This is a genomic window from Bradyrhizobium embrapense (assembly GCF_001189235.2).
GTDB lineage: Bacteria > Pseudomonadota > Alphaproteobacteria > Rhizobiales > Xanthobacteraceae > Bradyrhizobium > Bradyrhizobium embrapense.
The window spans coordinates 52990-79949 of the sequence record NZ_LFIP02000009.1; the positions used below are offsets into that span (position 1 = coordinate 52990).

Here is a 26960-nt window from a genome sequence, read left to right on the forward strand (position 1 = left end):
GACCTAGCGAAGGACCTCGTTCAGCACCTCGCCATCGACCTGGTGCGGCGTGGTGCCGAGCAGCCGCATGATGGTCGGCGCCACGTCGATATTGCGCATGCGCCGCACCACGGTGTCCCTACGGATCTGCGGGCCCGCAGCGATGAAGGTCGCGCTCATCACCGGAAGCTCGGGATCGTGACCGTGGGCGCCGTAGAAGTTCGGCATCGACAGCGCGGTGGTGGCCGAATTGAACGGCGCATCGCCCTGGCGCGCGACGCCGGGGTTCTGGATGCCGTCGAAATTGTAGCCGGGCGCCATCAGCGCGAACACGTCGCCATAGTCCTGGCCGACGGTCTTGCTGTTGCACTGTCCGGTTCCGGCGTCGCATTGCAGCGGCCGGGTCTCGACGACAGTGAAGATGCGCTGATCCTTCAGCGAGTAGTTGAAGCGCGCATTGGGATCGACCGCGTTCTTCACCGCATCGGTGATCTGCGCCACCAGGGCCCGGTAGGTTGCCAGGTCGACAGTGCCGCCGAGCTCGCGGTTCTGCAGGTTGACGTAGATGTCGGCGGCAGGACCCGAGGTGCGAACCCCGACCTTGCTGGTGTCGATGCCGGCGTTGCGCAGGATGTTGGTGAGATTGACCGAGGTGTGGAACGGCGCGAAGCCGTGATCCGACACCACGACGACGTTGCTGTCGCGGCCCGCCGCGTCGACAATCTGCTTCACTGCCTTGTCGGCGGTCTGGTAGGCGAAGCGGATGTAGGAGGCGTAGCGCTTGACCTTGGCCGGATCCTGGTTGCCGCCGATCGAATTCGGATCGGTCGGGTTGGTGCCCTGGCGCGGATCGGTCAGCAGGAACTGGTGCTCGGAGCCGTCGGGCTGTTCGATATAGACCATGACGAGGTCGGCGTCCGGATGGGTCTTGATCGCGCGCTCGCCGATATTGGCCTGGTAGCGCACGAAGGTCTTCACCATGTCCTCGTACATCGTCTCGATCTCGACGTCGGGGAAATTGGTGAAGCCAGGGCTCAGGCGCTCCGGAATGCGGAAGTCGGCCTGCGGACGCCAGAAGCCGATGTTGTCGTTGATGTCGTCGACGTCGGCAAGCACAGGCGTGTTGCGCGGGATGTAGTTGGCGCCGTAGCGGGCGAAGCGCACTGTCGAGAGGTCCGGCGACAGCGCCGAGACGAAGTAGGCGGCGCCGACCTTGGCGCCGCTGCCTTCGAAGAAGAACGGCGCGTTCTCGCCGCCGAACTTGACGTAGGCCGGCCCGGTCGACGGCGCGTGGAACGGTCCTGCGGTGATGCCGCGGTTTTCGTCGAAGAACACCAGCGTGTCGTAGTTCACCTTGCGGTCATTGGTGGTGTCGATCGCGGCGACGCGGATCGAATATTTGACGTCGAGCGTCGGTGCGCTGGTGCAGGTTGCGGTCGCCGCCGCGGAGCACGAGAACGTCTCGATCGGCGCCGAGGTCACCAGCACCGGGCTGAACGAGAAATGGCCGGCAGCCTGCAGCGCCGCGACGATGCCGGGATCGGCCGTGAAGTCGCTGCGCGACAGCGAGAAGCCCTGGGCCCCGATGCCGCCGAAGGCGCCGAACGGTACCGTGAAGTCGGTCACGCGGGTGGGCTGGGCCGGCTGCACCACGGTCTTGTTGATCGAGATGTCGGCGCCGTCGCCGCCGGGCCACGTCGCCGTGACGACCTTCTTGCCCTGCTGGCGCAGCTGCACCCAGAGCGGTTGTGCCGTCGGGTGCGCCGAGGGACCGAGCGGGCTCTCGCTGTAGCCGCCGATCGGCGCCGCAAAGCCGCTGATGCTGCTGGAGATCGGGCCGACGATCGGCTGGAACGTGTTGGAGGGGATGTCGTTATGCACCGCCGTCGAACCGGTCGCGATCGCAATATGCGAGACCGCGGTGAGCGACGGCGACGCCGTCACGTTCTGCAGTGCCACGGCACCGCGCCGGCTGAGCCGGGCGAGGCCGCCGTCGCGCGGCAGCACGCCTTCCTCGATGAATTTCTGGATGAAATCGGGCTTGGCGCCGTCGAGCGAGATCATCACCACGCGCGGCTTGCGGCCGTGATGACCGCCGCCGTCATGGTCTCGATCTTGATCCTGGTCCTGATCGTGACCGCGGGACTCGCCGATGCCGCGATCGCCATTGTCGCCGTCCTGGCCGGCTCGCACTGGAGTTGCAACGCATGCCAGCGACGCGACAAGCGACATCGCGGACGTCACGGAAACAAACGTCTTCAATTTCATGAGAATGCCCCAACTTCGCTGCGCGAATGCACAAACGGAAACCGTTCAGCAATCTTCGGGGGCTTGGCTGACGCGCATGTGACGCGCGCGCGACGACGCAACGACAGCATGTCGTGGTGTCACGGCTCGCGTCTGAATGCGTTCACGCGAAGAACGCGCGTGAACACAACGCGCTAGCGCTGCGCCTTCGATTCAAGGCGTGGCGATGTAACGTCTGCATGACAGCGTGCGTCCACAGACCTGGCGCGTTTTCGAGCGAAGCGTGTAGAAAGCGCGTCAAAGAAAAATGGGAACGGCCTCTAACCCCTGTTACGCCGTCTTCTCCGCGGGCACCTTGCGCTTGGTCCGCTTGATGGTGCCGGAGAAGCTGAACAGCGGCCGCTCGGCCGATATCAGCATCCCGCGCACGAAGATCAGCGATCCGCCGGCGCGGGTGACCTCGCCGGTGCATTCGATCAGGTCACCCTCGCGGGCTGCGTCAAGGAATTCCGAGGCGAACGAGACCGTGACGCCGGGACCCTGGAGCACCGGGGAGGCGAGCGCGAACAGGCAATAATCCGCGAACGTCATGAGGCAGCCGCCATGGACGTTGCCGGAGCCGTTGAGGTGCTTGGCGCCGACCCGGAACGCGCAGGCGATGCGGCCGTTCTCGTCCATGCGGTGGTAGAATGGGCCGGTATGGGTCTCGAAACTGTCCCGGGTCCAGGTCCGCCAGCCGGCGAATTCGCCTTCGGTTTCGACGTGCAGGTCAGGGCGGCGGTTGAATGCCGTATTGAGTGCGCTCTTGGCGAGTTCGTTCACGAAATCTGGCCTTCAATTATCGGGTTCGGGACCTTAAATCCGATCCATCCCCATTGTGCAAATCCCAGGCACAGATTCTGGCTGCAAATCCCGGGCCGCGTCCAACCGCCGCAAAGCTCTGGACAGGCCGGAAATGGGCCGTAAAAGGCCTTTTCGCCCCCGTTCGATCTACCTATTAAGGGTCCCATGACCGCGCCCAAGAACGACCCCAAGAACGAGCCTCAAATCACCCCCGAACTCGTCGCCGCCCACGGGCTGAAGCCGGACGAGTACGAGCGCATCCTGAAGCTGATCGGGCGGGTTCCGACCTTCACCGAGCTCGGCATCTTCTCGGCGATGTGGAACGAGCATTGCTCGTACAAGTCGTCGCGCATCCATCTGCGCGGGCTGCCGACCAAGGCGCCCTGGGTGATCCAGGGCCCCGGCGAGAATGCCGGCGTGATCGATATCGGCGACGGGCAGGCCGTGGTGTTCAAGATGGAGAGCCACAACCACCCGAGCTACATCGAGCCATACCAGGGAGCGACCACCGGCGTCGGCGGCATCCTGCGCGACGTCTTCACCATGGGTGCGCGGCCGATCGCCTGCCTGAATGCGCTGAGCTTCGGCGCGCCCGAGCACCCGAAGACCCGGCATCTGGTGTCCGGCGTGGTCGCCGGCGTCGGCGGCTACGGCAATTCGTTCGGCGTGCCGACGGTCGGCGGCCAGGTGCGCTTCCACACCCGCTACGACGGCAACATCCTGGTCAACGCGATGGCGGTCGGTCTCGCCGACGCCGACAAGATCTTCTACGCCGCGGCCTCCGGCGTGAACATGCCGATCGTCTATCTCGGCTCCAAGACCGGCCGCGACGGCATTCACGGCGCCTCGATGGCCTCGGCCGAATTCGACGACGCCTCCGAGGAGAAGCGTCCGACCGTGCAGGTCGGCGATCCCTTCGCCGAGAAGCTGCTTTTGGAAGCTTGCCTCGAGATCATGGAAAAGGGTTGCGTGATCGCGATCCAGGACATGGGCGCGGCGGGCCTGACCTGCTCGGCGGTCGAGATGGGCGCCAAGGGCGACCTCGGCGTCGATCTCGATCTCGATGCGGTGCCGACCCGCGAGACCGGCATGAGCGCCTACGAGATGATGCTCTCGGAGAGCCAGGAGCGCATGCTCATGGTGCTCAAGCCCGAGAAGGAGAAAGAGGCCGAGGCGATCTTCCGCAAATGGGGACTCGATTTCGCCATCGTCGGCTACACCACCCCGAGCAAGCGCTTCGTCGTCAAGCACGGCGGCGACGTGATGGCCGATCTGCCGATCAAGGAACTCGGCGACGAGGCGCCGGTCTATGACCGTCCGCATGTCGCCTCGACCGCGCTGCCGATGATCCGCGGCCAGGACGTCAAGCCGCCGCTCGGCATCGCGGAGGCGCTGACGAAGCTGATCGGCACGCCCGAACTGTGCTCGAAGCGCTGGGTCTGGGAGCAGTACGACCACGTCATCCTCGGCAATACCATGCAGCGTCCCGGCGGCGATGCCGCGGTGGTCCGCGTCGAGGATGGCCCGAAGGGGCTTGCGCTCACCGTTGACGTCACGCCGCGCTATTGCGAGGCCGATCCGTTCGAGGGCGGCAAGCAGGCGGTCGCGGAAGCCTGGCGTAACATCACCGCGGTCGGCGGCCGGCCGCTCGCGATCACCGACAATCTCAACTTCGGCAACCCCGAGCGGCCCGAGATCATGGGCCAGTTCGTCGGCTGCCTGAAGGGCATCTCGGAAGCCTGCCGCGCGCTGGACTTCCCGGTCGTGTCCGGCAACGTCTCGCTCTACAACGAGACCAACGGCCGCGGCATCCTGCCGACGCCCTCGATCGGCGGCGTCGGCCTGCTCGACGACTTCACCAAATCGGCGACCTTGGCGTTCAAGGCGGCGGGCGAGGCGATCCTGCTGGTCGGCGATACGCAAGGCTGGCTCGGCCAATCGGTCTACCTGCGCGATGTCTGCGGCCGCGAGGAGGGCGCTCCGCCGCCGGTCGATCTCGCCACCGAGAAGCGCAACGGCGACGTGGTGCGCGGCATGATCCGCGCCGGCACCGCGACCGCGGTGCACGACGTGTCCGACGGCGGGCTCCTGATCGCGCTCGCCGAGATGGCGATCGCAAGCGGCATCGGCGCGCAGCTTTTGGCGGCGCCCTCCTCGATCGTGCCGCATGCCTATTGGTACGGCGAGGATCAGGCCCGCTACATCGTCACCGTGCCTGCGGCCGACGCGGGTCTCGTGCTGGCCAAGATGAAGGGCGCCGGCGTGCCCTGTGCGCGCATCGGCACCACCGGCGGCGACGTGGTTGCGGTGGCCGGCGAGCCGCCTGTGACCATCGAAAGCCTGTCCCGCGCCTTCGAGCACTGGCTGCCGAACTACATGCAAGGCGCTGCCGCCTGATCCAGATGGATCAGGCGCTGCAACGCCGAGCGAACAAATTCTCAATAGCGCGATGAATCCATCATCGCGCTATTGTCTTGTGTCCAGGCGCGATCCTCTCGGATCAAGCGCTAGGTGGCGCCGCGGATCGCGCGCCAGGCAAAGATGATGATCACTGCGCCGATGAAGCCGGCGACGAGATAGCTGATCCATCCGCCGCCGAGCGATATGCCGAGCAGACCCAACAGCCAGTTCGCCAGCGCGGCGCCGACGATGCCGAGGATGATATTCATGAAGATGCCGGTTCCGGTCTTCATGAACATCTCGGCGAGCCAGCCGGCCAATCCGCCGACGATGATTGCGGCGATCCATCCAATTTGAGGGTCGTTCATCTCATGACTCTCCTTGAGGTCAGCAGTCCAGCCAGCATAACCGAGAATCACGTGGCCACATGTGACCAATGGCAGGTTGTGCGCAACTTGTTGGCGACGGGCTCAAGCCTGCCGCGCACGGCGCTGTCGCCGTTCGGCCGCGGTGACAAGGATGCGGGGGCCGGGGCCCTCGGCGCCGAGCCTGTCGTCGCCATTGCGCAGCGGGCAATCGGTGAGCGAAAGGCAGCCGCAGCCGATGCAGCTGAACAGCTTGTCCCTGAGGTCGGTGAGATCGCTGATGCGCTGCTGCAGCGCCGCGGTCCAGGCGCGCATCGCGCGCTCCCATTCGCGCATGGTCGGCGCGCGATCGAGCGGGATCGCGGCGAAGGTCTGCCTGATCTCTTCCAGCGGAATCCCGGCGCGCTGCGCGATCCTGATCACCGCGATGCGCCGCAGCACGCCACGCATGTAGCGGCGCTGGTTGCCGCTGGTGCGCCGGCTCGCGATCAGCCCCTTGCTCTCGTAGAAGTGAAGGGTGGAGACGGCGAGGCCGCTGCGCCGCGCCACTTCGCCGACTGAAAGCTCTTGTGCAAGCGCCATTTGTCTCGAGATCCCGGATTAGAAGTCCTGCAAGCTGCGAGCCTTGACCTCAACCATACTTGAGGTTCTATAACAGTCGCGGGCTTGCAGGGGCAAGCTTCCGGCCGAGAGGCTGGGGTTCGTTCTTGGAAGCGAAATGCCGTCCGCATCATCCTCGTCGCGCCGCTGGCTCGGGCTTCGCCCCAAGCCGATCGGCATCACCCTTGTCTTGCTGATTTGTGCCGCGGCCGCGTCGGTCGCCTGGCGTGCCGGCGGCTCCAGTGCGTCCGCCAGGGCCACGACCGAGGCCCCGCCGACGCCGGTGGCGGCCATGGTGGTGCGGAGCGAGACTTTGCCCCGCTCGATCGAAGCAATCGGTTCGCTGCAGGCGGTGCGGCAAGTGATTCTGTCGCCCGAGGTTGCCGGCCGCGTCACCGCGATCAATTTCGATGCCGGTGCCGATGTCGCCGAGGGCGCTGCGCTGGTGCAACTCTATGATGCGCCGCTGCGCGCCTCGCGCGCGGTTGCGGTTTCCAAGGGACGCTTTGCGCAATTGCAGGAGAAGCGTTCGCAGGGGCTCGCGCCGTCCGGCTTCGTGACCCAGGAGACGCTGCAGCAGCGGCAGGAAGACCTCAAGCAGGCCGACGCCGCGGTCGAGCAGCTCGATGCGCAGATCGCGCAGACGACGATCCGTGCGCCGTTCGCCGGCCAGATCGGCCTGCGCAAGGTCAATCTCGGCCAATACGTCAATGCCGGCGATGCGCTCGCGACGTTGACCGCGCTCGACCAGCTCTACGCCAATTTCACCGTTCCGCAGCAGCGCCTGTCAAATCTGAAGGTGGGAGGCGCGGTGACGATCCGTACCGATGCTTTCCCCGATCGGGTGTTCGAGGCCACGATCAACGCCATCGAACCGCAGGTCGCCGAGGATACCCGCAATGTCCTCGTGCAGGCTTTGTTCAGCAATCCCGACCGGCTGCTGCGGCCTGGGCTCTTCGTGATGGTGAATGTCGTGCTGCCGCCGCAGGCGGACGCCATCGTGGTGCCCGTCACCGCGATCCAGATCAGCGCGTCCGGTGAGAGCGTGCTGGTCGTGCGCGACAACAGGGCGATCGGCGTCGCGGTCAAGACCGGGCAGCGCATCGGCGAACGCGTCGTGGTGGAGCAGGGGCTCTCGCCCGGCGACCACATCGTGACCGCCGGCCAGCTCCGCGTCATGCCGGGCGCTGCCGTCCAGATGACAATGGCGGAGACGCCGGAGAAGGGACGCTAGTCCGCGGGCAGCGTTCGAGGCAGGCATCATGCATTTCACCGACATCTTCATCCGCCGGCCGATCCTTGCGACCGTCGTCAGCCTGCTGATCCTGTTGATCGGCACCGCCGCGATGGTCTCGCTGCCGGTGCGGCAATATCCCAGCATGGAGAGCGCCACCATCCAGGTCGATGTGTCGTTTCCCGGCGCGACCCAGGACGTCATGCAGGGCTTCGTGACGTCGGTGATCGCGCAATCGATCGCGACCGCTAACGGCATCGAGTACATGACGTCGAACTCGACGCTCGGCACGAGCCAGATCAAGGCCAAGCTGGTGCTCAACGCCAATGCCGACCGCGCCATGACCGAGGTGCTCGCCAAGGTGCAGCAGGTCAAGTACCGCATGCCGGCCGGCGTGTTCGACCCTGTGATCACCAAGATCACCGACGGCGCGTCGGCGGTGCAGTACATCGCCTTCACCAGCGACACGCTGACGCCTGCACAGATCACCGACTTCGCCACCCGCGTGGCGCAGCCGCTGTTGACGTCGGTGCCCGGCGTGGCCTCGGCCGACACATCGGGCGGATCGTCGCTGGCGATGCGGGTATGGATCGATCCGTTCAAGCTCGCAGCGCGCGGCCTGACCGCGGCTGACATCGCCGCGGCTCTCCGCGCCAACAACGTGCAGGCGGCCCCCGGGCGGCTGCGCGGCGAGATGACGGTGACCAACATCACCGCGGCGACCGACCTGCGCAATCTCGACGATTTCCGCAAGATGGTGATCAAGACCGGCGCCGGTGGCGGCGGTCTGGTGCGGCTCGGCGACGTCGCGACGCTCGAGATCGGCGGTGAGAATTACGATTCCAACGCGCGCGACAGCGGCAGGCCCACGGTCTATATCGCGGTGCAGCCGACGCCCGATGGCAACCCGCTGGAGATCGTCGCCGCGACCGCCAAGGTGATCGAGGACCTCAACCGCGTCGCGCCGCCCGGACTAGAGGTCGCCGACGTTTTCAACATCGTGCACTTCGTCAAGGCCTCGATATCGGAGGTGCAGCACGCACTGGCCGAGGCGATCGCGATCGTCGTGGTGGTGATCCTGTTGTTCCTCGGATCGTTCCGCTCAGTGCTGATCCCGGTCGTCACCGTGCCGCTGTCGCTGGTCGGCACCGCCGCGATGATGTTGGCGCTCGGTTTCTCCATCAATCTCCTGACATTGCTGGCGATGGTGCTGGCGATCGGGCTCGTGGTCGACGATGCCATCGTCGTCGTCGAGAATATCCATCGCCACATCGAGGAGGGGCTGAGCCCCGCCGACGCGGCCCTGATCGGCGCGCGCGAAATCATCGGTCCGGTGATCGCGATGACGATCACGCTGGCGGCGGTCTATGCGCCGATCGGCCTGATGGGCGGCCTGACCGGCAGCCTGTTCCGCGAATTCGCCTTCACGCTGGCAGGCTCGGTGGTGGTCTCGGGTGTCATCGCGCTGACTTTGTCGCCGATGATGAGCGCGCAGCTGCTGGGAAGGGCGACTTCGCACGGCCGGTTTGCCCGTTTCGTCGAGCATCAGTTCTCGAAACTGTCGCGCGGCTACAGCCGGCTGTTGGCTGCGACGCTCAAGATGCGCGCCGCGGTGCTTGTGGTCGCGGTCAGCGTGCTGGCGGCGATCGTGGTGCTGTTTCTCGGCAGCCAGCGCGAGCTCGCGCCGTCCGAGGACCAAGGCTATGTGTTCACCGTGCTCAGGGCGCCGCAATATGCCAGCGTCGACTACACCACGCGCTCCTCGGACCAGATCGAGCAGCTGTTTCGCTCGTTTCCCGAATACCACGCGAGTTGGTTCATCAACGGCACCGACGGGCAGAACCATGCCTTCGGCGGCATCACGCTGACCGATTGGGACAAGCGCAAGCGCTCGGCCAACGACATCCAGAACCAGCTCTACGGCATGTCCTATGGCGTGCTCGGCGCCAGCGTGACGCCGTTTCAGCCCGCCGCGCTGCCGGCGGCAACCGGCGGCCTGCCGTTCCAGATGGTGGTGCGCTCGGCCGGCGATTTCTCAACCATCTATCAGGAAGTCGAGACGCTGAAGGCGGCCGCCTGGAAGAGCGGGCTGTTCGTGTTCGTCGACAGCGACCTTGCGTTCGACAGCCCGACCGCGCGGATCACGATCGATCATGCCAAGGCGGCCGAGGCCGGCGTCAGCATGCAGACCATCGCCGATACGCTCGCGGTACTGGTCGGCGAGAACTACGTCAACCGCTTCAACTTCTTCGAGCGCTCCTACGAGGTGATCCCGCAGGTGCGGCAGGCCGACCGGATCACGCCGGACAATCTCGGAAACTTCAACGTCCGCTCGAGTTCCGGGCAGATGTTCCCGCTGTCGACGGTGATCAAGGTCAACGTGAAGCCCGAGCCGAATCGGCTGCCGCAATTCAACCAGATGAATGCGGCGACGATCTCGGCGGTGCTCAAGCCCGGAGTCACCATGGGGCAGGCGGTGGCGTTCATGCAGGCGCAAAAGCTGTCGCCGGGCATGACCGTCGACTGGCTGTCGGACAGCCGGCAATATGTCCAGGAGGGCAACCGCCTGATCGTCACCTTCGGCATGGCGCTGATCGTGATTTTCCTGGTGCTGGCCGCGCAGTTCGAAAGCTTCCGCGATCCGCTGGTTATCATGGTGACGGTGCCGCTCGCGGTCTGCGGCGCGCTGCTGCCGCTGTATTTCGGCTTCACCACGCTGAACATCTATACCCAGATCGGGCTCGTCACCCTGATCGGGCTGATCTCCAAGCACGGCATCCTGATGGTGAGCTTCGCCAACGAGATCCAGCACCATGAAGGGCTCGACCGCGTCGCCGCGATCCAGAAGGCCGCCGCGGTGCGGATGCGGCCGGTGCTGATGACGACGGCCGCGATGGTCGCGGGCCTTGCGCCGCTGCTCTATGCCGACGGCGCCGGCGCGGCCAGCCGCTTTGCCATCGGCATCGTCGTGGTGATGGGGATGCTGATCGGCACGCTGTTCACGCTGTTCGTGCTGCCGACCTTCTACATCCTGCTCGCTCGCGACCATCGCGCGGCGGCCGCCCCGCGCCTGGAAAGCGTGGCGGTGAGGGACGAGATCGCGGCGTGATCAAAGCACGTATTTCGAGCCGGGAATCCTGCGCAGCACGGCGGTGGCGGCCCAGCTCAGCGCCACGGTGGCGAAGAACGCAATCGCGGCCTTGGCGATCGCCGGCAATTCCATGTCGAACAGCCAGTATTGCAGCCACAGCACGATCGGATAGTGCACCAGGAACATGCCGTAGGCGTCGCCCTGCATGCGGTCGAGCAAGGTTGGCCCCGGCGCCTTCGATTGCAGGAAGTAGGCCAGGATCGCGAACAGGATCGAGGCGCTGAACAGCACGTAGAAGGTGCCGTAGGACGCGAGATACCAGCCCGGCAGCGGATCGGGGTTACCGATGACCCCGCGCTTGATGTAGATCATCACCCACATCAAGCAGTACGGGATCACTGTGATGCCGGTCCAGAACCAGCGCCGCTCGGTCAGCCGCCCGTTTGCGCTGAGCAGCCCGCCCTCGAGGTTGGCCGCCCCGATCCCCGCACCGATGAAGAAATAGGACGCATACAGCAGTACCCGGCTCGCCTGCACCGAGAACGGTCCGAGCTCGAACCAGTAGTTCTGGCCGTAATGCACCAGCATCGGCAAATAAGCGGCGGCACTGACGACGACGAGGAACAGCCAGAACTTCGAGGGACGTTGAAATCCCTTGATCGACAGGCGGTTGATCGGCTCGAGCAGGCGCGATGACACCCGGTACAGCACGCTCGCCGTCAGGTCGAAGGTCATCAAGACCCAGACGAACCAGATCGGGCCGCTTGGCCACGGCCCGTAAATCATGGTCTTCCTCCAGAACTCGGCGAAGGTCAGGTCCGGCGTTGCGCGCAGCGCGATCGCGTAATAGGCGATCGGAATCACGGTGAACGCGCAGATCACGAAGGGCAGGCCGAGCCGCAGCAGCCGGTCGCGCAGAAAGATCAGCCACGGCTTGTGGCCGAGCCCGGGCCAGACGAACAGCCCCGACAGGAAGAAGAACATCGCCATGAAGAAGCTGTCGGTGGCGAGCACGATGCAGTCGAAGCCGATCCACGACGTTGGGTCGGTGTGGCCGAAATGGGTGTAGGGGATCACCGCATGATGCAGCAGAACGACGAGCGTCAGGAAGGTGCGGGCGCGGTCCAGGGCGACATTGCGCTTGTGGAGCTTCGGTGCGGCCTGAACGTCGACGGCCGGAGCCGCGTGAGCAATCGATTTCATGGTGCCCCCAGCCGGGTCTGCATCCGGATGTTGCAATCGGGAACCCGATTCAGCAAGGCCCAATCGTCCCGATTCGGTGGTGTCGAGGTCGGTCATTTCAGTGGATCTGTTTCGTTCTGGAACCGGGGTCGGTAGACGGCGTTATCGGCGGACGCGCAAGGCGCGCGCGGATTGTGGAGCAAGCAATGACACTGCTGAAATGGGCGTTGATCTTCCTGGTCGTCTCGATCATCGCGGGCTTGCTCGGCTTCACCGGCATTTCCGCCGCCTCCGCCGACATTGCGCGCTTCCTGTTTTACGTGTTCGTCGTGATCTTCCTGGTGCTGCTGATCCTCGGGCTCACGATATTCAGGGTCTAGCGGCGATCCGGCCGAACGCTTCCGCCGTCATGCCCGGGCCTTGCCCGGGCATCTCCGCTTTCAGGCTCGGTGACACGCGCCGAAACGGCCGGGCGAGGTCCGGCGCGCGCGGCAGGGGCGATGATCTAGGCGACTTCCTCGATCTTCACCTTGTCCGGATAGAAGGCGAGGTGGCCCGCGATCTCGGTCATCGCCGGGAACGGCGCCTCATAGGTCCAGATCGCGTTGTCCAGCGTCTTGCCGTTGGCCTTGATGCTGAAGTAATTGGCATCCCCCTTGTAGGGGCAATGCGTGGTCCGCTCGGTGCGGGTCAACAGCTCCATGTTGGCGTCCTGCCGGGGGACGTATTGCACGGCCGGATAGCTCGCTTCCTTCAGGGTCAGCGCGTGGCTGGTCTCGGCGATGACGACGCCGTCGGCGGTGACGCGGACACGCTTGGCATTGGGCGTGATCGTGATCGGATGGTCGGGGCCGGGGAGCTTCATGATTCTGCGCCTCTTCTCGTCATTTCGGCGTGATGGCTTGTGACCGATTGATGCAGGTTTAAATCGCTGGGAATGGGAATATAGTGTGCCCCGCGATGACCTAGAAGACCTCAAGCGCCAGGTTTTGGCTTAGGTTTCTTCTTGGTTTTCCTGGCCGAATCGGCCCTGATTCGAATGACCTGACGGAGGTGGACTGGGATGCCGATGGACGCCCGTGATATCGAATCGATGATCAAGGCAGCGATCCCTGATGCCGAGGTGACGATCCGTGATCTGGCCGGCGACGGCGACCACTACGCGGCCACTGTCGTTTCCGAGTCATTCCGCGGCAAGTCCCGCGTCCAGCAGCATCAGATCGTCTACCAGTCGCTGAAGGGCCAGATGGGCGGCGTGCTGCACGCGCTGGCCCTGCAGACCGGCGTGCCGGAAGGCTAGGCCCCGGCCAACGGGCGGGGCCACAAGCGATGGCAGATAATCCGCGCGGCGCGATGTTTCGCGTCATCGTGCCGAACCAGCACAGCCGCGTCACCAATGCCGAGCTGTTCTTCGACCTCGTCTTCGTCTTCGCCGTCACGCAGCTGTCGCACACGCTGCTGCACCACTTCACCCCGCTCGGCGCGGTGCAGGTCACGGTACTGTTCCTCGCGGTTTGGTGGGTGTGGGTTTACACCACCTGGGTCACCAACTGGCTCGATCCCGACCTGACGCCGGTCCGCCTGCTGCTGTTCGTCCTGATGCTGGGCGGGCTGCTGCTGTCGACCTCGATCCCGACTGCCTTCGAGGGCCGCGGGCTGTGGTTTGCCGGGACCTATGCGGCGATGCAGGTTGGTCGCACCGCGTTCTGGCTGCTGGCGACGCCGCGGCGGCGAACGGCAGTTCGCCACAACGCCATCCGCATCCTGGCCTGGTTGTCCTGCTCGGCCGTGCTCTGGATTCTCGGTGGCTTCGCCGAGCACGAGACGCGGCTGTGGTTCTGGCTCGCGGCGCTAACAATCGAATATGTCGCGCCGGCGCTGCGCTTCTGGACCCCGAGGCTCGGCTTCTCCTCGATGGAGGCTTGGTCGGTCGAGGGCGGCCACATGGCCGAGCGCTGCGCCGGCTTCATCATCATCGCGCTCGGTGAAGCGATCGTGGTCGACGGCGCGACCTTTGCCGAGCTGACCTGGACGCCGGAGAATGTCGCCGCGTTCATCTCGGCGCTGGTCGGCAGCATCGCGATGTGGTGGATCTATTTCCACAAGGGCGCCGAGGCCGGCTCGGACATGATCTCCAAATCAGAGGAATCCGGCCGCGTGGCGCGGATCGCCTACACCTATCTGCACATGCCGATCGTCGGCGGCATCATCCTCACCGCGGTCGCCGACGAGCTGGTGCTGAAGCATCCGTCCGGCCACTCCGATCTGAAGACGATCGTGAGCTCGGTCGGCGGCCCTGCGCTGTTCCTGGTCGGGACCATCCTCTTCAAGTTCGTGATCCGCAACTTCCTGCAGCTCTCGCACGGCGTCGGCATCGTCGCGCTGGCGATCACGGCCTATCTCGCGCGCGAGATGTCGCCGCTGATGCTCTCGATCGTCACCACCGCGATCATGATCGTGGTCGCGGCGTGGGAATCGATCTCGCTGCGGTCGAGCGGGGAGGAATAAAGGGTAGGGGTGCAGTCCATCCACGTCATTTCGAGTGGAGCGAAGCAATCCATCCGACGGCCTGCTGAGCCATGGATTGCTTCGCTCGGCTTGCTACGACGCGATTGCGAGAATTGCGCTCGCTACTCCGCGACCAACGCATGCACCGAGAACATGGCGTTGGCGTCGGTCCAGCTGTCGCGTACCGTCCAGCCAGCGCTGCGGGCGAGCGCGGTGAAGCGTTCGAGCGAGTATTTGTAGCTGTTCTCGGTGTGAATGCTTTCGCCCGGACGGAATGCGAAGGTGTTGCCGAGGATGCGCACGGTCTGCGCCTTGCGGCTGATCAGGTGCATCTCGATACGATGGCGGTCGCGGTTGTAGATCGAGCGGTGGGTGAAGCCCGACAGGTCGAAATTGCCGCCGAGCTCGCGGTTGATCCGAACCAGCACATTGAGGTTGAAGCGCGCGGTGACGCCGGCCGCATCGTTATAGGCGTCGTACAGCACGCGCTCGTCCTTCTCGAGGTCGACGCCGATGATCATCTGCGCGCCGTGGCCGAGGATTTTTCGCGCACTGCGCAGGAAGGCCAGGGCCTCGCTCGGCTCGAAATTGCCGAGCGTCGAGCCCGGGAAGAAGCCGACCTTCGGCATGGCAGCGACCGCCTCGGGCAGCGCGAACGGCGTGGTGAAATCGGCAGCGACCGGATAGATGCCGAGACCCGGGAAATCCCGCCGCAACCCGTCGGCCTGGGCCTTGAGGAAATCGCCGGAAATGTCGACCGGCACATAGGCGGCGAATTCGCTCGTTTCGAGCAACAGGCGCACCTTGGTGGTCGCGCCGGCGCCGAACTCGACCAGCGCCGCGCCATCCGGAATGATCGCGGCGATCTCGCTGCCGCGGTCGCGCAGGATGCCGAGCTCGGTGCGCGTCGGGTAATATTCCGGCAGCACCGTAATCTGCTCGAACAGCTCCGAACCGGTGGCGTCGTAGAAATATTTCGGCGATAGCCGTTTCGGGTGACGGGCGAGATCGCCGATCACATCGCCGGCAAACGCCGCGGTCGCTTCGTCGAACGGATACGCTTTGGCCAAAGCGGCGGCATGCACATTCATGATACTCTCCCGAACGCGCTTACCGACGCGTCATCGATGTCGACAGGACTCTGGTCAGGCATAGTCGGCGAGGCGTACCCCCGTGAATTGCCAGCGATGGTGCGGATAGAAGAAGTTGCGGTAGGTGACGCGGCTGTGACCGGCGGGCGTTGCCAGCGACGAGCCGCGCAGCACGAGCTGGTTGACCATGAACTTGCCGTTGTACTCGCCGAGCGCGCCTTCGATCGCGCGATAGCCCGGGTAGGGCGAATAGGCGCTGCGGGTCCATTGCCAGACGATGCCATAGGCGTCGTTGAGCAGGCCGGCGCGGGCCGCGACCTCCCATTCCATCTCGGTCGGCAGATGCTTGCCGGCCCAGCGAGCGAAGGCGTCGGCCTCGTAGTAGCTGACATGGCAAACCGGAGCCTGCGGATCGATCGGCTGCAGGCCGCCGAGCGTCATGATCTTCCACTCGCCGTCGATCTGACGCCAATGGCCCGGCGCCTGCCAGCCCTCGTTGCTGACGGTGCCGAAGCCGTCCATCAGCCACAGCGTGGCTGTGGAGTAGCCGCCGTCCCTGATGAAGGCGAGCCAGTCGGCATTGGTGACCAGGTTTTTCGCGAGCTTGACCGGGCCGACCAGCGCGCGATGCGCGGGCTTCTCATTGTCGAAATGGAAGCTGTCGTCGGCGTGGCCGACGGTGTGGATGCCCTCGTTGAGCGTTACCCATTCCTCGGGCCCGCGCCGCGATGCAGGGAAGCGCCACGCCGGATCGTAGGCCGGAGGGATCGGGTTCTGGGCGAAGGCATGCAGGATGTCGGTGTACATCAGCTCCTGATGCTGCTGCTCGTGATTGAGGCCGACCTCGACCAGCGGCACCAGCGCCTCGAGCTTGTCCGTCGGCGCTGTCTGGAAGAATTTCACCACCTCGGCGTCGACATGGCGGCGGTAGGCGGTGACTTCGTCTGATGTCGGCCGGGTCAGGTGGCCGCGCTGGTGGCGGGCATGCCGGGGGCCGGCGCTGACGTAATAGGAATTGAACAGATAGGCGTAGTCCGGATGAAAGGGCGTGTAGCCCTCGACGTGCTCGCCGAGCAGAAACTGCTCGAAGAACCAGGTGGTATGGGCGCGGTGCCATTTGGCGGGGCTCGCATCCGGCATCGATTGGATCAGCTGGTCTTCCGCCGACAGCGGCGCGACCCGGCGCTCGGTCTCGTCGCGGACGGCGCGATAGGCGTCCACCAGCCGCTGCGCGAGCGACCCGGATTCGGCGGATAGTGACGGGGGGGCGGCGGAAATGGCGGCCGCGGCAGAGGCTGGTTTCGTCACAGGGGTCTCCGATTCAGGGGAAAGAACGTTGCTTCGGCAATCCGGTTCCTGACGGACAGTTCGTCCTAGATAGGGGCTCCGTTACGGGAAAAAAGCCTCCCCCATGATGATATTGGGCCCATCAGATAATCCCCGGCGCTTTTTGCGGTGCCCTCCGGCTGCCTTCGCATGCCAGATTTCCGCCATTTTGCTTTGGATGCACAATGGTTTGAGCTACATATATAGCCAGTCACGGGTTAGAAGGGCGGGCCGGCCCGTTAAGGCCTGAGAGCGCCGCCTACGCAAGGAAGCGAAAATGAGCATCGAGCAATTCATCGACAACGAAGTGAAGTCGAACGACGTCGTGCTGTTCATGAAGGGCACGCCGCAATTCCCGCAGTGCGGGTTTTCCGGTCAGGTCGTGCAGATCCTCGACCACATCGGTGTCGGCTATAAGGGCCTCAACGTTCTGGAATCGGCCGAGTTGCGCAACGGCATCAAGGTCTATTCGAACTGGCCGACGATTCCGCAGCTCTATGTGAAGGGCGAGTTCGTCGGCGGTTGCGACATCATCCGTGAGATGTTCCAGGCCGGTGAATTGCAGCAGCTGTTTGCCGACAAGGGCATCCCGGTCGACGTGGCTGCCTGACCTTGACGGCGCGCCAGATCGGCACGGCGCGGCTCGAAGTCATCGTTACGGACATCACGACCCTGCGCGTTGACGCCATCGTCAACGCGGCCAATTCATCGCTGCTCGGGGGCGGTGGCGTCGACGGTGCGATCCACCGCGCCGCGGGTCCCGAATTGCTTGCAGAATGCCGTACGCTGCATGGCTGCAAGACCGGCGATGCCAAGATCACCGGGGGCTATCGGCTTCCCGCCAAGCACGTGATCCACGCCGTCGGGCCGATCTGGCATGGCGGCACCCAGAACGAGGATGCGCTGCTCGCATCCTGCTATCGCCGCGGCATCGAGTTGTGCCAGGCCAACGGGCTCGGCTCCGTCGCATTTCCTGCGATCTCGACCGGCGTCTATCATTTCCCAACAGACCGCGCCGCCGCCATTGCGGTGAAGGCCGCCGTCGATGCCCTGCCGTCGGCCCCAAGTCTTACGCAGGTGATCTTCTGCTGCTTCTCGGCCCAGAGCGGCGAGCTGCATCAGCAGGCCCTGGACGCCTTCGGGAGCCCTTGTGCCTGATGATACTGCCGCTACACTTCCTCGTGATTTCCGGGGAGGGATAGTTCAAATGCATTCATTTCGTTTGGCCGGCGCGGCCGCGGCCTCCGCGGTGTTGCTGGCGGCATCGTTGGCGTACGCGCACACCGAGGGCACCTACGAAATTCCGGCGGGTGCGCATTTCAACCCCGACAAGCTCGCCAGGATCAGCGAGTTCTTCAGGAACGAGGTCGCGACCGGAAAGATTCCGGGCGCCATTGTCCTGATCCAGCAGCACGGCAAGCCGGTCTATCACGAGGCCTTCGGCGTGCAGGACGTGGTCAGCAAGGCGCCGATCACCGATAAGACCATCTTCCGCCTGGCATCGATGTCCAAGTCGATCACCGCCGTGGTGTCGATGCAGCTCCTGGAAGAGGGCAAGTACAAGCTCGACGATCCCGTCTCGAAATACATCCCCTCCTTTGCCAACATGAAGGTCGGCGTCGAGAAGAAGGCCGAGGACGGCACCAAGACGCTCGAGCTGGTGCCGCTAGAGCGGCCGATCACGATCCTCGATCTGATGACGCACACGTCAGGCATCACCTACGGCTTCTACGGCGACAGCCTGGTCCGTAAGGCCTACAAGGAAGCCAATATCTACGGCGGAGATTTCGATCTCGCCGAATTCGCCGAGCGGATCGCCAAGCTGCCGCTGCACAATCAGCCCGGCGCGCTCTGGCAATACGGCCATTCCACCGACATTCTGGCGCGCGTGATGGAGGTGACCACCGGCGAGAAGCTCTCGACGATCGAGCACCAAAGGCTGCTCGACCCGCTCGGCATGACGGACACCGGCTTCTTCGTCACCGATCCGGAGAAGCAGAAGCTGATGGCAGAGCCTATGCCGAACGACAGCGACTTCCGGGTCGGCCGGGTCAACGATCCGACCAAGGTCAAGAAATGGGAGTCCGCCAGCGGCGGCATGGTTTCCACCATGGCGGATTATTCGCGCTTCGCCCAGATGCTGCTCAATGGCGGCACGCTCGACGGCAAGACCATCATGAAGCCGGAGACGTTCAAGGAGCTGACGACCGACCGCGTCGGTCCGGGCTCCGGCGTTGCGCGCGACTTCTTCTACTTTCCCGGCGACGGCTTCGGCTTCGGCCTTGGCATCGCGGTGCGCACCGATCCGGGCACCGCGAAGCCGCCGCCGCCCGGCGATCTCGGCGAGCTGAAATGGGATGGCGCCAGCGGCTGCTATTACATCATCGACCGCAAGCAGGACTTCTTCTTCGTCCTGCTGGAGCAGACGCCGACCGAGCGCCAGCGCATCCAGCGGACGTTGAAGCAGCTCGTCTATGAAGCCATGGAAAACTAACATGCGTGGGTGCCGCGCACTCGTCGCGGCACTCGTGCTCGCGTCCGCTGCAACGGTTGCACAGGCCGGCTCCCCGGGGCCGGCTGCGCACAGCTTCTCGGCGGAGGGGCTCGCCAAGGTCTCCGACTATGTCAGGAACGAGATCGCGACCGGGAAGATCCCCGGCGCGATCCTGTTGCTGCAGCAGCATGGCAAGCCGGTCTACTACGAGAATTTCGGGGTTCGCGACGTCGCAACCGAGCTCTCGATGAGCGTCGACACGATCTTCCGCCTCTATTCGATGTCGAAGCCGATCACGACCGTCGTGGCGATGATGCTGGTGGAGGAGGGCAGGCTCGCGCTCAGCGACCCGGTGTCGAAATACATCCCGGCCTTTGCCGACATGAAGGTCGGCGTCGAAAAGCGCGGCGACGAGGGCAAGGCGGCGATGACGCTGGAGCCGCTCAAGCGTCCGGTGACGATCGAAGACCTGATGCGCCACACGGCAGGTCTGCCCTACGGCTATTATGGCGGCGGCGTCGTGAACAAGACTTACGCCGATGCCGGCCTGTTCAACAACGATCCCGACAATGCCGAATTCGTGGCGCGGCTCACGGCGCTGCCGCTTGCCGAGCAACCCGGCACGCAATGGGATTACGGTCATTCCACCGACGTGCTCGGCCGCATCATCGAGGTGATCACGGGAAAATCCCTGTTTCAGGTCGAGAAGGACCGGCTGCTCGGTCCACTCGGGATGAACGAGACCGCATTCTATGTTGCCGACCGGGCGAAATGGCCGCTGATCGCCGAGCCGATGCCGAAGGACCGCAGGATCAGCCCGGTGGCCGACGTCAGCGACCCGCGCCGGCCGCTGCGCCGGGAATCCGGTGGCGGCGGCATGGTCGGCACCATCGGCGACTACGCGCGTTTCTCGCAGATGCTGTTGAACGGCGGCCTCTACGAGGGACGGCGCTATCTGAAGCCGGAGACCATCGCGCTGATGGCGAGGGACCATATCGGTCCGGAAACCGGAGTGGTGCACGACAAGAACTACTATCCCGGTCCGAATTCCGGCTTCGGCCTCGGCTTCGCAGTCCGCACCTCGGTGCCGGAGAACACGTCCTGGCCGCTCGGCGAATATCGCTGGGACGGCGTCGGCGGCACCTTCTTCTTCATCGATCCCGCCGACGATCTGTTCGGCGTCTTCATGGTGCAGACGCCGTCACAGCGCGGCCGGATCCAGCAGGAGCTGAAGACGTTGATCTACCAGGCGATGGGGCGATAACCGGCTTCGTAGCCCGGATGGAGCGCAGCGCAATCCGGGGAAGGCCTCATCCGAGGTGCCAAATAGCCCCGGATTACGCTGCGCTGCATCCGGGCTACAATCTACAGCCGGACTTACGCCCCGCGCACGATGTCCCTGACGTGGCCGATCGCTTCCTCGATCATCGCTGCGGTGACATCGAGATGCGTGCAGGCCCTGATCCGGCCGTCCATCATCGCCAGCGTCACACCGCGCTTGCGCAGCTCGGCGATCATCTTGTCACCTGATACACCGGCGCCGTCGGGCTTGAAGAACACGAGGTTGGTCTCGGGCGTCTGCACCGCGATGCCGTTGATCTGCGCCAGCCCGCGCGCCAGCGCCCGTGCATTGGCATGATCGTCGGCGAGGCGGTCGACATGGTGATCGAGCGCGTAGATGCAGGCGGCGGCGCAGACGCCGGACTGCCGCATCGAACCGCCGAGCCGCTGCTTCCAGCGCCAGACGTCGTCGATGAAGGCGCGGGTGCCGGCGATGACGCCGCCGATCGGCGCACCGAGTCCCTTGGAGAAATCGATCCAGGCCGAATCCCAGCCCGCCGTCATGTCGCGCGGCGAGATGCCGGAGGCGACCGTCGCGTTCAGCAGCCGCGCACCGTCCATATGAGTCGCAAGCCCGTGGTCCTTGGCGATCCGCACGACCTCGTCCAGCGCGGCCTTCTTCCAGATCGTGCCGCCGCCGATATTGGCGGTCTGCTCGACGCTGACGAGTACCTGCGGCGGCTGGTAGCGGGTGCGCGGATGCAGCGCGGCGCGGAACGTCTCCGGCGTGAACTGGCCGTCGTCGCCGTGTAGCTGCGTGATCTGGAAGCCGCCGAGCGCGGCATGCGCGCCGCCCTCGCGCGCGATGATATGCGCGGTCGCATGCGCCAGGATCTCGTCGCCGGGGCGGCAAGTGGCCAGCGTGGCCGCGACGTTGCACATCGTGCCCGACGGCATGAAGACGGCGGCTTCCTTGCCGAGCAGATCGGCGACGCGGGCGTTTAGCTCATTGGTGGTCGGATCGTCGCCCACCTGCTCGTCGCCGACCTCAGCCCTCGCCATCGCCTCGCGCATCGCCGGCGTCGGCTTCGTCTGTGTGTCCGACAGCAGGTTGATACGGACGGCAGGCGCCGTCGGATCGGGCCGGGCGGGGGTGTAGTGCATGATGTTTCTCTCGGTCGATATGCGCTGACTTTAGCCAAACAAAAAGGCCCCGGCAAAACCGGGGCCTTTCGGATCTCGCATGCGTGCTGTGATCAGCGCGAATAGAATTCGACGATCAGATGCGGCTCCATCTGCACCGGGAACGGCACGTCGCCGAGCGCCGGGATGCGGACGAACTTCGCGGTCATCTTGCCATGATCGACTTCGAGGAAGTCGGGCAGGTCGCGCTCGGGCAGCTGGGCGGCTTCCAGCACCGGGGTGAGCTGCTTGGAGGCTTCCTTGACCTCGATGACGTCGCCGACCTTCAGCTTGTAGCTGCCGATGTTGACCTTGCGGCCGTTCACCTTGACGTGGCCGTGGTTGATGAACTGGCGGGCGGCGAACATCGTGGCGACGAACTTGGCGCGATAGACCACGGTGTCGAGACGGCGCTCGAGCAGGCCGATCAGGTTCTCGCCGGTGTCGCCCTTCAGGCGGCTGGCCTCGACATAGATGCCGTGGAACTGGCGCTCGGAAATGTTGGCGTAGTAACCCTTGAGCTTCTGCTTGGCGCGGAGCTGCACGCCGAAGTCGGAGAGCTTGCCCTTGCGGCGCTGGCCGTGCTGGCCGGGGCCGTATTCGCGGCGGTTCACGGGGCTCTTCGGGCGGCCCCAGATATTCTGGCCCATGCGGCGATCGATCTTGTACTTCGCCTCACTGCGCTTTGTCATCGCGTCCTCTTTGATAGCCGTCGCATTCGGCGACCGGCGTTTTGTCAGTCTAGGGTTTGAGGAGACGCGCCCTCCTGTGTACCGGCCAAAAGGCCCGTACCGACAGGTCCGCCTCGAAAGCTCGGGGAGAACCACGGGTCGCGAAACGCATCGCGGGCCGAAAACGGCCCGCGAGCAAGGGTGGTCTTAAGGAGAAAGTCCGGCTCTGTCAAACGAAACGCAGGGGCGATTTGGGCCAAATCGGCGTCAAAATCGGCCGGTTTCGCCGCTCAGAGCAGGATTCCGGCCGCCCGGACCGGCCGGGTGTCGAGTTGCGGCCGGATCGCGGCCAATTCCGCGGCGATTTCGCCGCCGAGCACCTGCTCCAGCCGGGTCAGGGTCCGGGCGATCAGGGCGGCATCGCAGACCAGATGGTCCCAGCGCAGCACCACATCGACGGTGTGGTCAGGCTTGATCACGCCATAGCTCAGCAGGAACGGCCCCGGGCTCAGCGCGTGCAGCTCGCCCGCCGCACCTGAAGCCGGCAATGAACCAGCTGATCCGACGCCAACGGGCTCGGCTCACGGCGCCGGCTTGGCCAGGGGCTCGCCGGCCTTGACCACATAGACCCCCAGCACCTTGAGGGGCTTGTCGCCGGAGGTCTTGGCGTCGTGCACCGCACCTTCCGGAATCTGGTAGGAATCGCCTGCTTTCAGCTTCAACGGCGGCTTGCCGTCGATCAGAAGCTCCAGCTCGCCTTCGAGCACATAGCCGGTTTCGGCGCCCGGATGGGTGTGACGACCCGACGCACCCCCGGCTGGAACCTCGGCAATCGCCGTGACCGTGTTGTAGCCCGCCGGGAAATCGACCTTCTGCAGCGGCGTCCGCTTGATGCCGCTCTGCTGCGCAACGGCAGCGCCGGCAAGGGCAATCACGGTGAGACCAAGCAGCAATTTCCTGAACATGCATTTCCTCCCCAACCGGCGGAAGTCTAGCAGCGCGGAATCGCGGCGAAAAGCACAGGATGTGTGATGTAGGCTTCCGACATCGAGATTAGTCCGTTCATCCGATAGCGCGCAGGCCTGCCCCTGCGACATCGTGCCTCAATTGGTCTGATGCGCAGCGCGATCGCGTGGAGAGGACTCGCAAACGAGCGAATTTTGATCGTTTTTGCGAAGACAATCAGGAACACGGCATCGGATTGACCTGAATTGCGACATCGTTCGTTAAGGCTGCTCGCCCTGGGGTTGAGGTTGGCACAAATTGCACATTACACGCTGGGCATGTTGCGCTATCATTTGAATCTCAAAGCGAAATAGCTCGTGACGACGTTCGATGCGACGGATCACGCGCCGCGAGAGCGGCTGCGCATATGGACGCGCGCACGAATAACAACGGAGTGGATGAGGAAGACTGCCTGACGCAATCAACGCCGCCGAGACGAGCGGCACCCAAAAATGGAAGGGCGCGTGACAATGCAATCCAGCACGATGTTCGGCCACCAACGCCCACGGTAGTGCGCGGACAGGTGCACTGGCATGTTCCGCGCAGAGAACACCTCCGCTGAGTCGCAGCCGCACGACGGCATCGAGACCGATGACATGGTCTGGATTCCCGGCGGCACGTTCCGCATGGGCTCCGATCACCACTATCCCGAGGAGGCACCGTCGCACCGGGCGTTGGTCGATGGCTTCTGGATCGACCGCACGCCGGTGACCAACGCGCAATTCCGCGAATTCGTGCGCGACACCGGCCACATCACAGTCGCCGAACAGCCGCCCGATCCGGCGCAATATCCGGGCGCGCTGCCCGACATGCTGTACGCCGGCTCGCTGGTGTTTTGTCCACCGCATCGGGTCACGACGCTCCGCGATTGGAGCCAATGGTGGACCTTCATGCGCGGCGCCAACTGGCGTCGCCCCTACGGCCCGCGCAGCAACATCAACGTGCTCGGCAGCCATCCGGTGGTCCACGTCGCCTATGCCGACGCGCTCGCCTACGCCAAATGGGCCGGCAAGGAGCTTGCGACCGAAGCCGAGTGGGAGTTCGCAGCGCGCGGCGGCCTTGAAGACGAGGAATTTGCCTGGGGCAATGCCCTGACGCCCGGCGGCAGGCACATGGCCAACACCTGGCAGGGCAATTTCCCACTGCAAAATCTCTGCGAGGACGGTTTCGACCGCACTTCGCCTGTCACCGCGTTCCCGCCGAACGGTTACGGCCTCTACGACATGATCGGCAATGTCTGGGAGTGGACCGCCGACTGGTGGTCCGCACGCCATGAAGCTGACGCCGCAAAACCCTGCTGCATTCCGCGGAATCCGCGCGGCGGCCGCGAGGAGGCGAGTTACGACGCCGCCCAGCCGTCGATCAAAATTCCCCGCAAGGTCCTGAAGGGCGGCTCGCATCTCTGTGCGCCGAACTACTGCCGCCGCTACCGCCCGGCCGCGCGCCATGCCGAGCCGGTCGATACCTCGACCAGCCATGTCGGCTTCCGCTGCGTGGTGCGGCGACCCGCTGCCGTCTCTCGCCCACCGGACTGAAGGCCTTCGCAATGCAGGGAGTTTGCCAATGAGCAACGACGCCGACAACAACAAGCAGACCGTCAAGAACCAAGCGATCGACCGCCGCAACCTGTTACTGGGCACCTCCACGCTGGTTGCAGCAGCGACATTGACCTCCGAAGCGCTGGCGCAGGCGCAGAAGGCCGCGCCGGCCGCAAGCCCGTCACCCGCCGCGCCATCCGGCCGCAAGCCGAATATCCTGGTGATCTGGGGCGACGACATCGGGATCGCGAACATCAGCGCCTACTCGAACGGCCTGATGGGGTACGAGACGCCCAACATCGATCGCATCGCGCGCGAAGGCATCAAGTTCCAGCACTACTACGGCGAACAATCATGCACCGCAGGCCGTTCGGCATTTCTCACTGGCCAGCACATCATCCGCTCGGGACTTAGCAAGGTCGGCTATCCCGGCGCGCCGATGGGCATGAGCCAGTTGGATCCATCTGTCGGCGGCCTGCTCAAGAATCTCGGTTACGCCACCGGCCAGTTCGGCAAGAACCATGTCGGCGACCGCAACGAGTCGCTGCCGACGGTGAACGGGTTCGACGAGTTCTTCGGCAACCTCTATCACCTCAACGCCGAGGAAGAGCCGGAACTGCCGGACTATCCAAAGGACCCGGCCTACCGCGCCAAGTTCGGGCCGCGCGGCGTCCTGCGCTGCAAGGCGACGGATCGCGACGATCCAACCGTCGATCCGCGCTTCGGCAAGATCGGCAAGCAGACCATCGAGGACACCGGCGCGCTGACCAAGAAGCGAATGGAGACGATCGACGATGAGACGTCGGCGGCTGCAATCGATTTCATGAAGCGGCAGCAGAGCGCGGGCAAGCCGTTCTTCTGCTGGTTCAACGCAACCCGCATGCACCTGCGCACGCATGTGCGCGCCGACCATCGCGGGCGCTACACCCACGGTGACAGCGAGTACATCGACGGCATGATGGAACACGACGACATCGTCGGTTCGCTGCTCAAGACGCTAGATGAGCTGGGAATCGCGAACGACACCATCGTCGTCTATTCGAGCGACAACGGGCCTCACATGAATACCTGGCCCGACGGTGCCATGACCTGGTTCCGATCCGAGAAGAACACTAACTGGGAAGGTGCCTTCCGCGTGCCCTGTCTGGTTCGGTGGCCCGCAGCGATCAAGCCTGGCACCGTGACCAACGAGCTGATGAGCCACAACGACTGGCTTCCGACATTCTGCGCAATCGCCGGCGAGCCCGATATCGTGGGCAAGCTGAAGGCGGGCTACACCGCCAACGGCATCAACTACAAGGTCCATCTCGACGGCTACGACCAGTCCGCATTCCTCCGCAATGTGAGCGGATCGGCTGCCAACAACAATGGCACCAAAAGCGCCCGCGACAAATTCTTCTACTCGGACGATGACGGCCTGCTGGTGTGTTTCAGGCAGGGTGACTACAAATACGTCTTCTCCGAGCAGCGCAAGGAAGGCACGATGGGGCTGTGGGCCGAACCCTTCACCACGCTCCGCCTGCAGAAGATCTTCAACCTGATGCAGGACCCCTTCGAACGGGCTGACATCACGTCCAACACGTTCTGGGACTGGAATCTCAATCACGTCGGCGGCGCCTACGGGATGATGGAGGAGGTGTTCCAGTTCGTCGCGACGTTCAAGGACTTTCCGCCGCGTTCATTCCCGCCGAGCTTCAATCCCGCCAACATCATGGAAAGCATGATGGAGGGGATGAAGCAGAAGAAGGCGCTTGCTGATGGGATGGATGTGGAGAAGGTTCGCGCCGAACTTAACAAGATCATCCAGCAGCAACTCCAAAGTCGCTGACGCCGCGACCCGGCCCACCCTGCGGCGGGCCGGGTCCACTTCGATCTCAACGAAATGCAGTCGAGGATCATGTTGGTCCCACTCGCTCGCCTTGC

23 protein-coding genes and 1 pseudogene are annotated in these 26960 nt (G+C 64.5%); 12 read left to right on the forward strand and 12 right to left on the reverse strand.

What is annotated here, in order from left to right:
* Positions 1-3 precede the first annotated feature (3 nt).
* On the reverse strand, positions 4-2247 hold the full coding sequence (locus AKN83_RS30130; protein WP_050402009.1) for an alkaline phosphatase family protein: 2244 nt from the start codon (positions 2245-2247) through the stop codon (positions 4-6).
* Between the two features lie 309 nt (positions 2248-2556).
* Entirely contained in the window at positions 2557-3048 is a 492-nt protein-coding gene (locus tag AKN83_RS30135; RefSeq protein WP_050402008.1) for a PaaI family thioesterase, read from the reverse strand.
* 186 nt (positions 3049-3234) lie between these two features.
* Between AKN83_RS30135 and purL the strand changes: the two genes are divergently transcribed.
* Positions 3235-5466: a phosphoribosylformylglycinamidine synthase subunit PurL gene (purL, locus tag AKN83_RS30140; protein ID WP_050402007.1), complete on the forward strand. Its 2232-nt coding sequence runs from the start codon at positions 3235-3237 to the stop codon at positions 5464-5466.
* Between the two features lie 110 nt (positions 5467-5576).
* Here purL and AKN83_RS30145 read toward each other — a convergent pair whose 3' ends face one another.
* Positions 5577-5837: a GlsB/YeaQ/YmgE family stress response membrane protein gene (locus AKN83_RS30145; protein ID WP_050402006.1), complete on the reverse strand. Its 261-nt coding sequence runs from the start codon at positions 5835-5837 to the stop codon at positions 5577-5579.
* 102 nt (positions 5838-5939) lie between these two features.
* Positions 5940-6416 carry a redox-sensitive transcriptional activator SoxR gene (soxR, locus tag AKN83_RS30150; RefSeq protein WP_050402005.1) on the reverse strand — a complete coding sequence of 159 codons (477 nt, stop codon included), beginning with the start codon at positions 6414-6416 and terminating at the stop codon, positions 5940-5942.
* Between the two features lie 136 nt (positions 6417-6552).
* On the opposite strand from soxR, the gene AKN83_RS30155 reads away from it, so the two are divergent.
* Both AKN83_RS30155 and AKN83_RS30160 read left to right on the forward strand, forming a co-directional pair.
* Positions 6553-7668 (forward strand): efflux RND transporter periplasmic adaptor subunit, encoded by a 1116-nt coding sequence (locus AKN83_RS30155; protein ID WP_050402004.1) that lies wholly within the window; start codon positions 6553-6555, stop codon positions 7666-7668.
* A 28-nt stretch (positions 7669-7696) separates the two neighbouring features.
* Positions 7697-10777, forward strand: coding sequence for an efflux RND transporter permease subunit (locus AKN83_RS30160; protein ID WP_050402003.1), 3081 nt, complete (start codon positions 7697-7699; stop codon positions 10775-10777).
* On the opposite strand, the gene AKN83_RS30165 is transcribed toward AKN83_RS30160, so the two are convergent.
* Positions 10778-11962 (reverse strand): acyltransferase family protein, encoded by a 1185-nt coding sequence (locus AKN83_RS30165; RefSeq protein WP_050402002.1) that lies wholly within the window; start codon positions 11960-11962, stop codon positions 10778-10780. It abuts the gene before it with no gap.
* Between the two features lie 185 nt (positions 11963-12147).
* Here AKN83_RS30165 and AKN83_RS38885 point away from each other — a divergent pair, with 185 nt between their 5' ends.
* Complete coding sequence (locus tag AKN83_RS38885) at positions 12148-12321, forward strand: DUF1328 domain-containing protein (RefSeq protein ID WP_074128140.1); 174 nt, start codon at positions 12148-12150, stop codon at positions 12319-12321.
* A gap of 125 nt (positions 12322-12446) precedes the next feature.
* Here AKN83_RS38885 and AKN83_RS30170 read toward each other — a convergent pair whose 3' ends face one another.
* The gene (locus tag AKN83_RS30170) at positions 12447-12806 is read right to left on the reverse strand and encodes a DUF427 domain-containing protein (protein WP_050402001.1); all 360 of its coding nucleotides are present in this window, start codon (positions 12804-12806) and stop codon (positions 12447-12449) included.
* A gap of 198 nt (positions 12807-13004) precedes the next feature.
* On the opposite strand from AKN83_RS30170, the gene AKN83_RS30175 reads away from it, so the two are divergent.
* Together AKN83_RS30175 and AKN83_RS30180 are read left to right on the forward strand one after the other, a co-directional pair.
* Positions 13005-13241, forward strand: a complete 237-nt coding sequence (locus tag AKN83_RS30175) for a BolA family protein (protein ID WP_021077843.1) — start codon at positions 13005-13007, stop codon at positions 13239-13241.
* A 29-nt stretch (positions 13242-13270) separates the two neighbouring features.
* Entirely contained in the window at positions 13271-14449 is a 1179-nt protein-coding gene (locus AKN83_RS30180; protein WP_050402000.1) for a low temperature requirement protein A, read from the forward strand.
* A 122-nt stretch (positions 14450-14571) separates the two neighbouring features.
* Here AKN83_RS30180 and egtD read toward each other — a convergent pair whose 3' ends face one another.
* On the reverse strand, positions 14572-15540 hold the full coding sequence (egtD, locus tag AKN83_RS30185) for an L-histidine N(alpha)-methyltransferase (RefSeq protein ID WP_050401999.1): 969 nt from the start codon (positions 15538-15540) through the stop codon (positions 14572-14574).
* A 54-nt stretch (positions 15541-15594) separates the two neighbouring features.
* Positions 15595-16848 (reverse strand): ergothioneine biosynthesis protein EgtB, encoded by a 1254-nt coding sequence (egtB, locus tag AKN83_RS30190; RefSeq protein ID WP_050401998.1) that lies wholly within the window; start codon positions 16846-16848, stop codon positions 15595-15597.
* A gap of 295 nt (positions 16849-17143) precedes the next feature.
* Here egtB and grxD point away from each other — a divergent pair, with 295 nt between their 5' ends.
* The 4 genes from grxD to AKN83_RS30210 are packed head-to-tail and all read left to right on the forward strand — an operon-like array spanning position 17144 to position 20624.
* Positions 17144-17476 (forward strand): Grx4 family monothiol glutaredoxin, encoded by a 333-nt coding sequence (gene grxD, locus AKN83_RS30195; RefSeq protein ID WP_016843475.1) that lies wholly within the window; start codon positions 17144-17146, stop codon positions 17474-17476.
* 2 nt (positions 17477-17478) lie between these two features.
* The gene (locus tag AKN83_RS30200) at positions 17479-18024 is read left to right on the forward strand and encodes an O-acetyl-ADP-ribose deacetylase (protein ID WP_157113643.1); all 546 of its coding nucleotides are present in this window, start codon (positions 17479-17481) and stop codon (positions 18022-18024) included.
* 49 nt (positions 18025-18073) lie between these two features.
* Entirely contained in the window at positions 18074-19360 is a 1287-nt protein-coding gene (locus tag AKN83_RS30205) for a serine hydrolase domain-containing protein (RefSeq protein WP_050401996.1), read from the forward strand.
* Position 19361: 1 nt separating this feature from the next.
* Positions 19362-20624, forward strand: coding sequence for a serine hydrolase domain-containing protein (locus tag AKN83_RS30210; protein WP_050401995.1), 1263 nt, complete (start codon positions 19362-19364; stop codon positions 20622-20624).
* Positions 20625-20737: 113 nt separating this feature from the next.
* Here AKN83_RS30210 and AKN83_RS30215 read toward each other — a convergent pair whose 3' ends face one another.
* The 4 genes and pseudogenes from AKN83_RS30215 to AKN83_RS30230 all read right to left on the reverse strand — a co-directional run bounded on the left by AKN83_RS30215 (position 20738) and on the right by AKN83_RS30230 (position 23459).
* On the reverse strand, positions 20738-21805 hold the full coding sequence (locus AKN83_RS30215; protein ID WP_050401994.1) for a threonine aldolase family protein: 1068 nt from the start codon (positions 21803-21805) through the stop codon (positions 20738-20740).
* 92 nt (positions 21806-21897) lie between these two features.
* A complete protein-coding gene (gene rpsD, locus AKN83_RS30220; RefSeq protein WP_050401993.1) occupies positions 21898-22515 on the reverse strand; it encodes a 30S ribosomal protein S4 in 618 nt (205 codons plus the stop codon).
* Between the two features lie 269 nt (positions 22516-22784).
* A pseudogene (locus AKN83_RS30225) lies at positions 22785-23051 on the reverse strand (acyltransferase); the annotation flags it as partial.
* A gap of 24 nt (positions 23052-23075) precedes the next feature.
* Positions 23076-23459, reverse strand: a complete 384-nt coding sequence (locus tag AKN83_RS30230) for a cupin domain-containing protein (protein ID WP_050401991.1) — start codon at positions 23457-23459, stop codon at positions 23076-23078.
* Between the two features lie 573 nt (positions 23460-24032).
* Here AKN83_RS30230 and AKN83_RS30235 point away from each other — a divergent pair.
* On the forward strand, positions 24033-25034 hold the full coding sequence (locus AKN83_RS30235) for a formylglycine-generating enzyme family protein (protein ID WP_050401990.1): 1002 nt from the start codon (positions 24033-24035) through the stop codon (positions 25032-25034).
* Positions 25035-25062: 28 nt separating this feature from the next.
* A complete protein-coding gene (locus AKN83_RS30240) occupies positions 25063-26865 on the forward strand; it encodes an arylsulfatase (protein ID WP_050401989.1) in 1803 nt (600 codons plus the stop codon).
* The last annotated feature ends 95 nt before the right edge of the window (positions 26866-26960 follow it).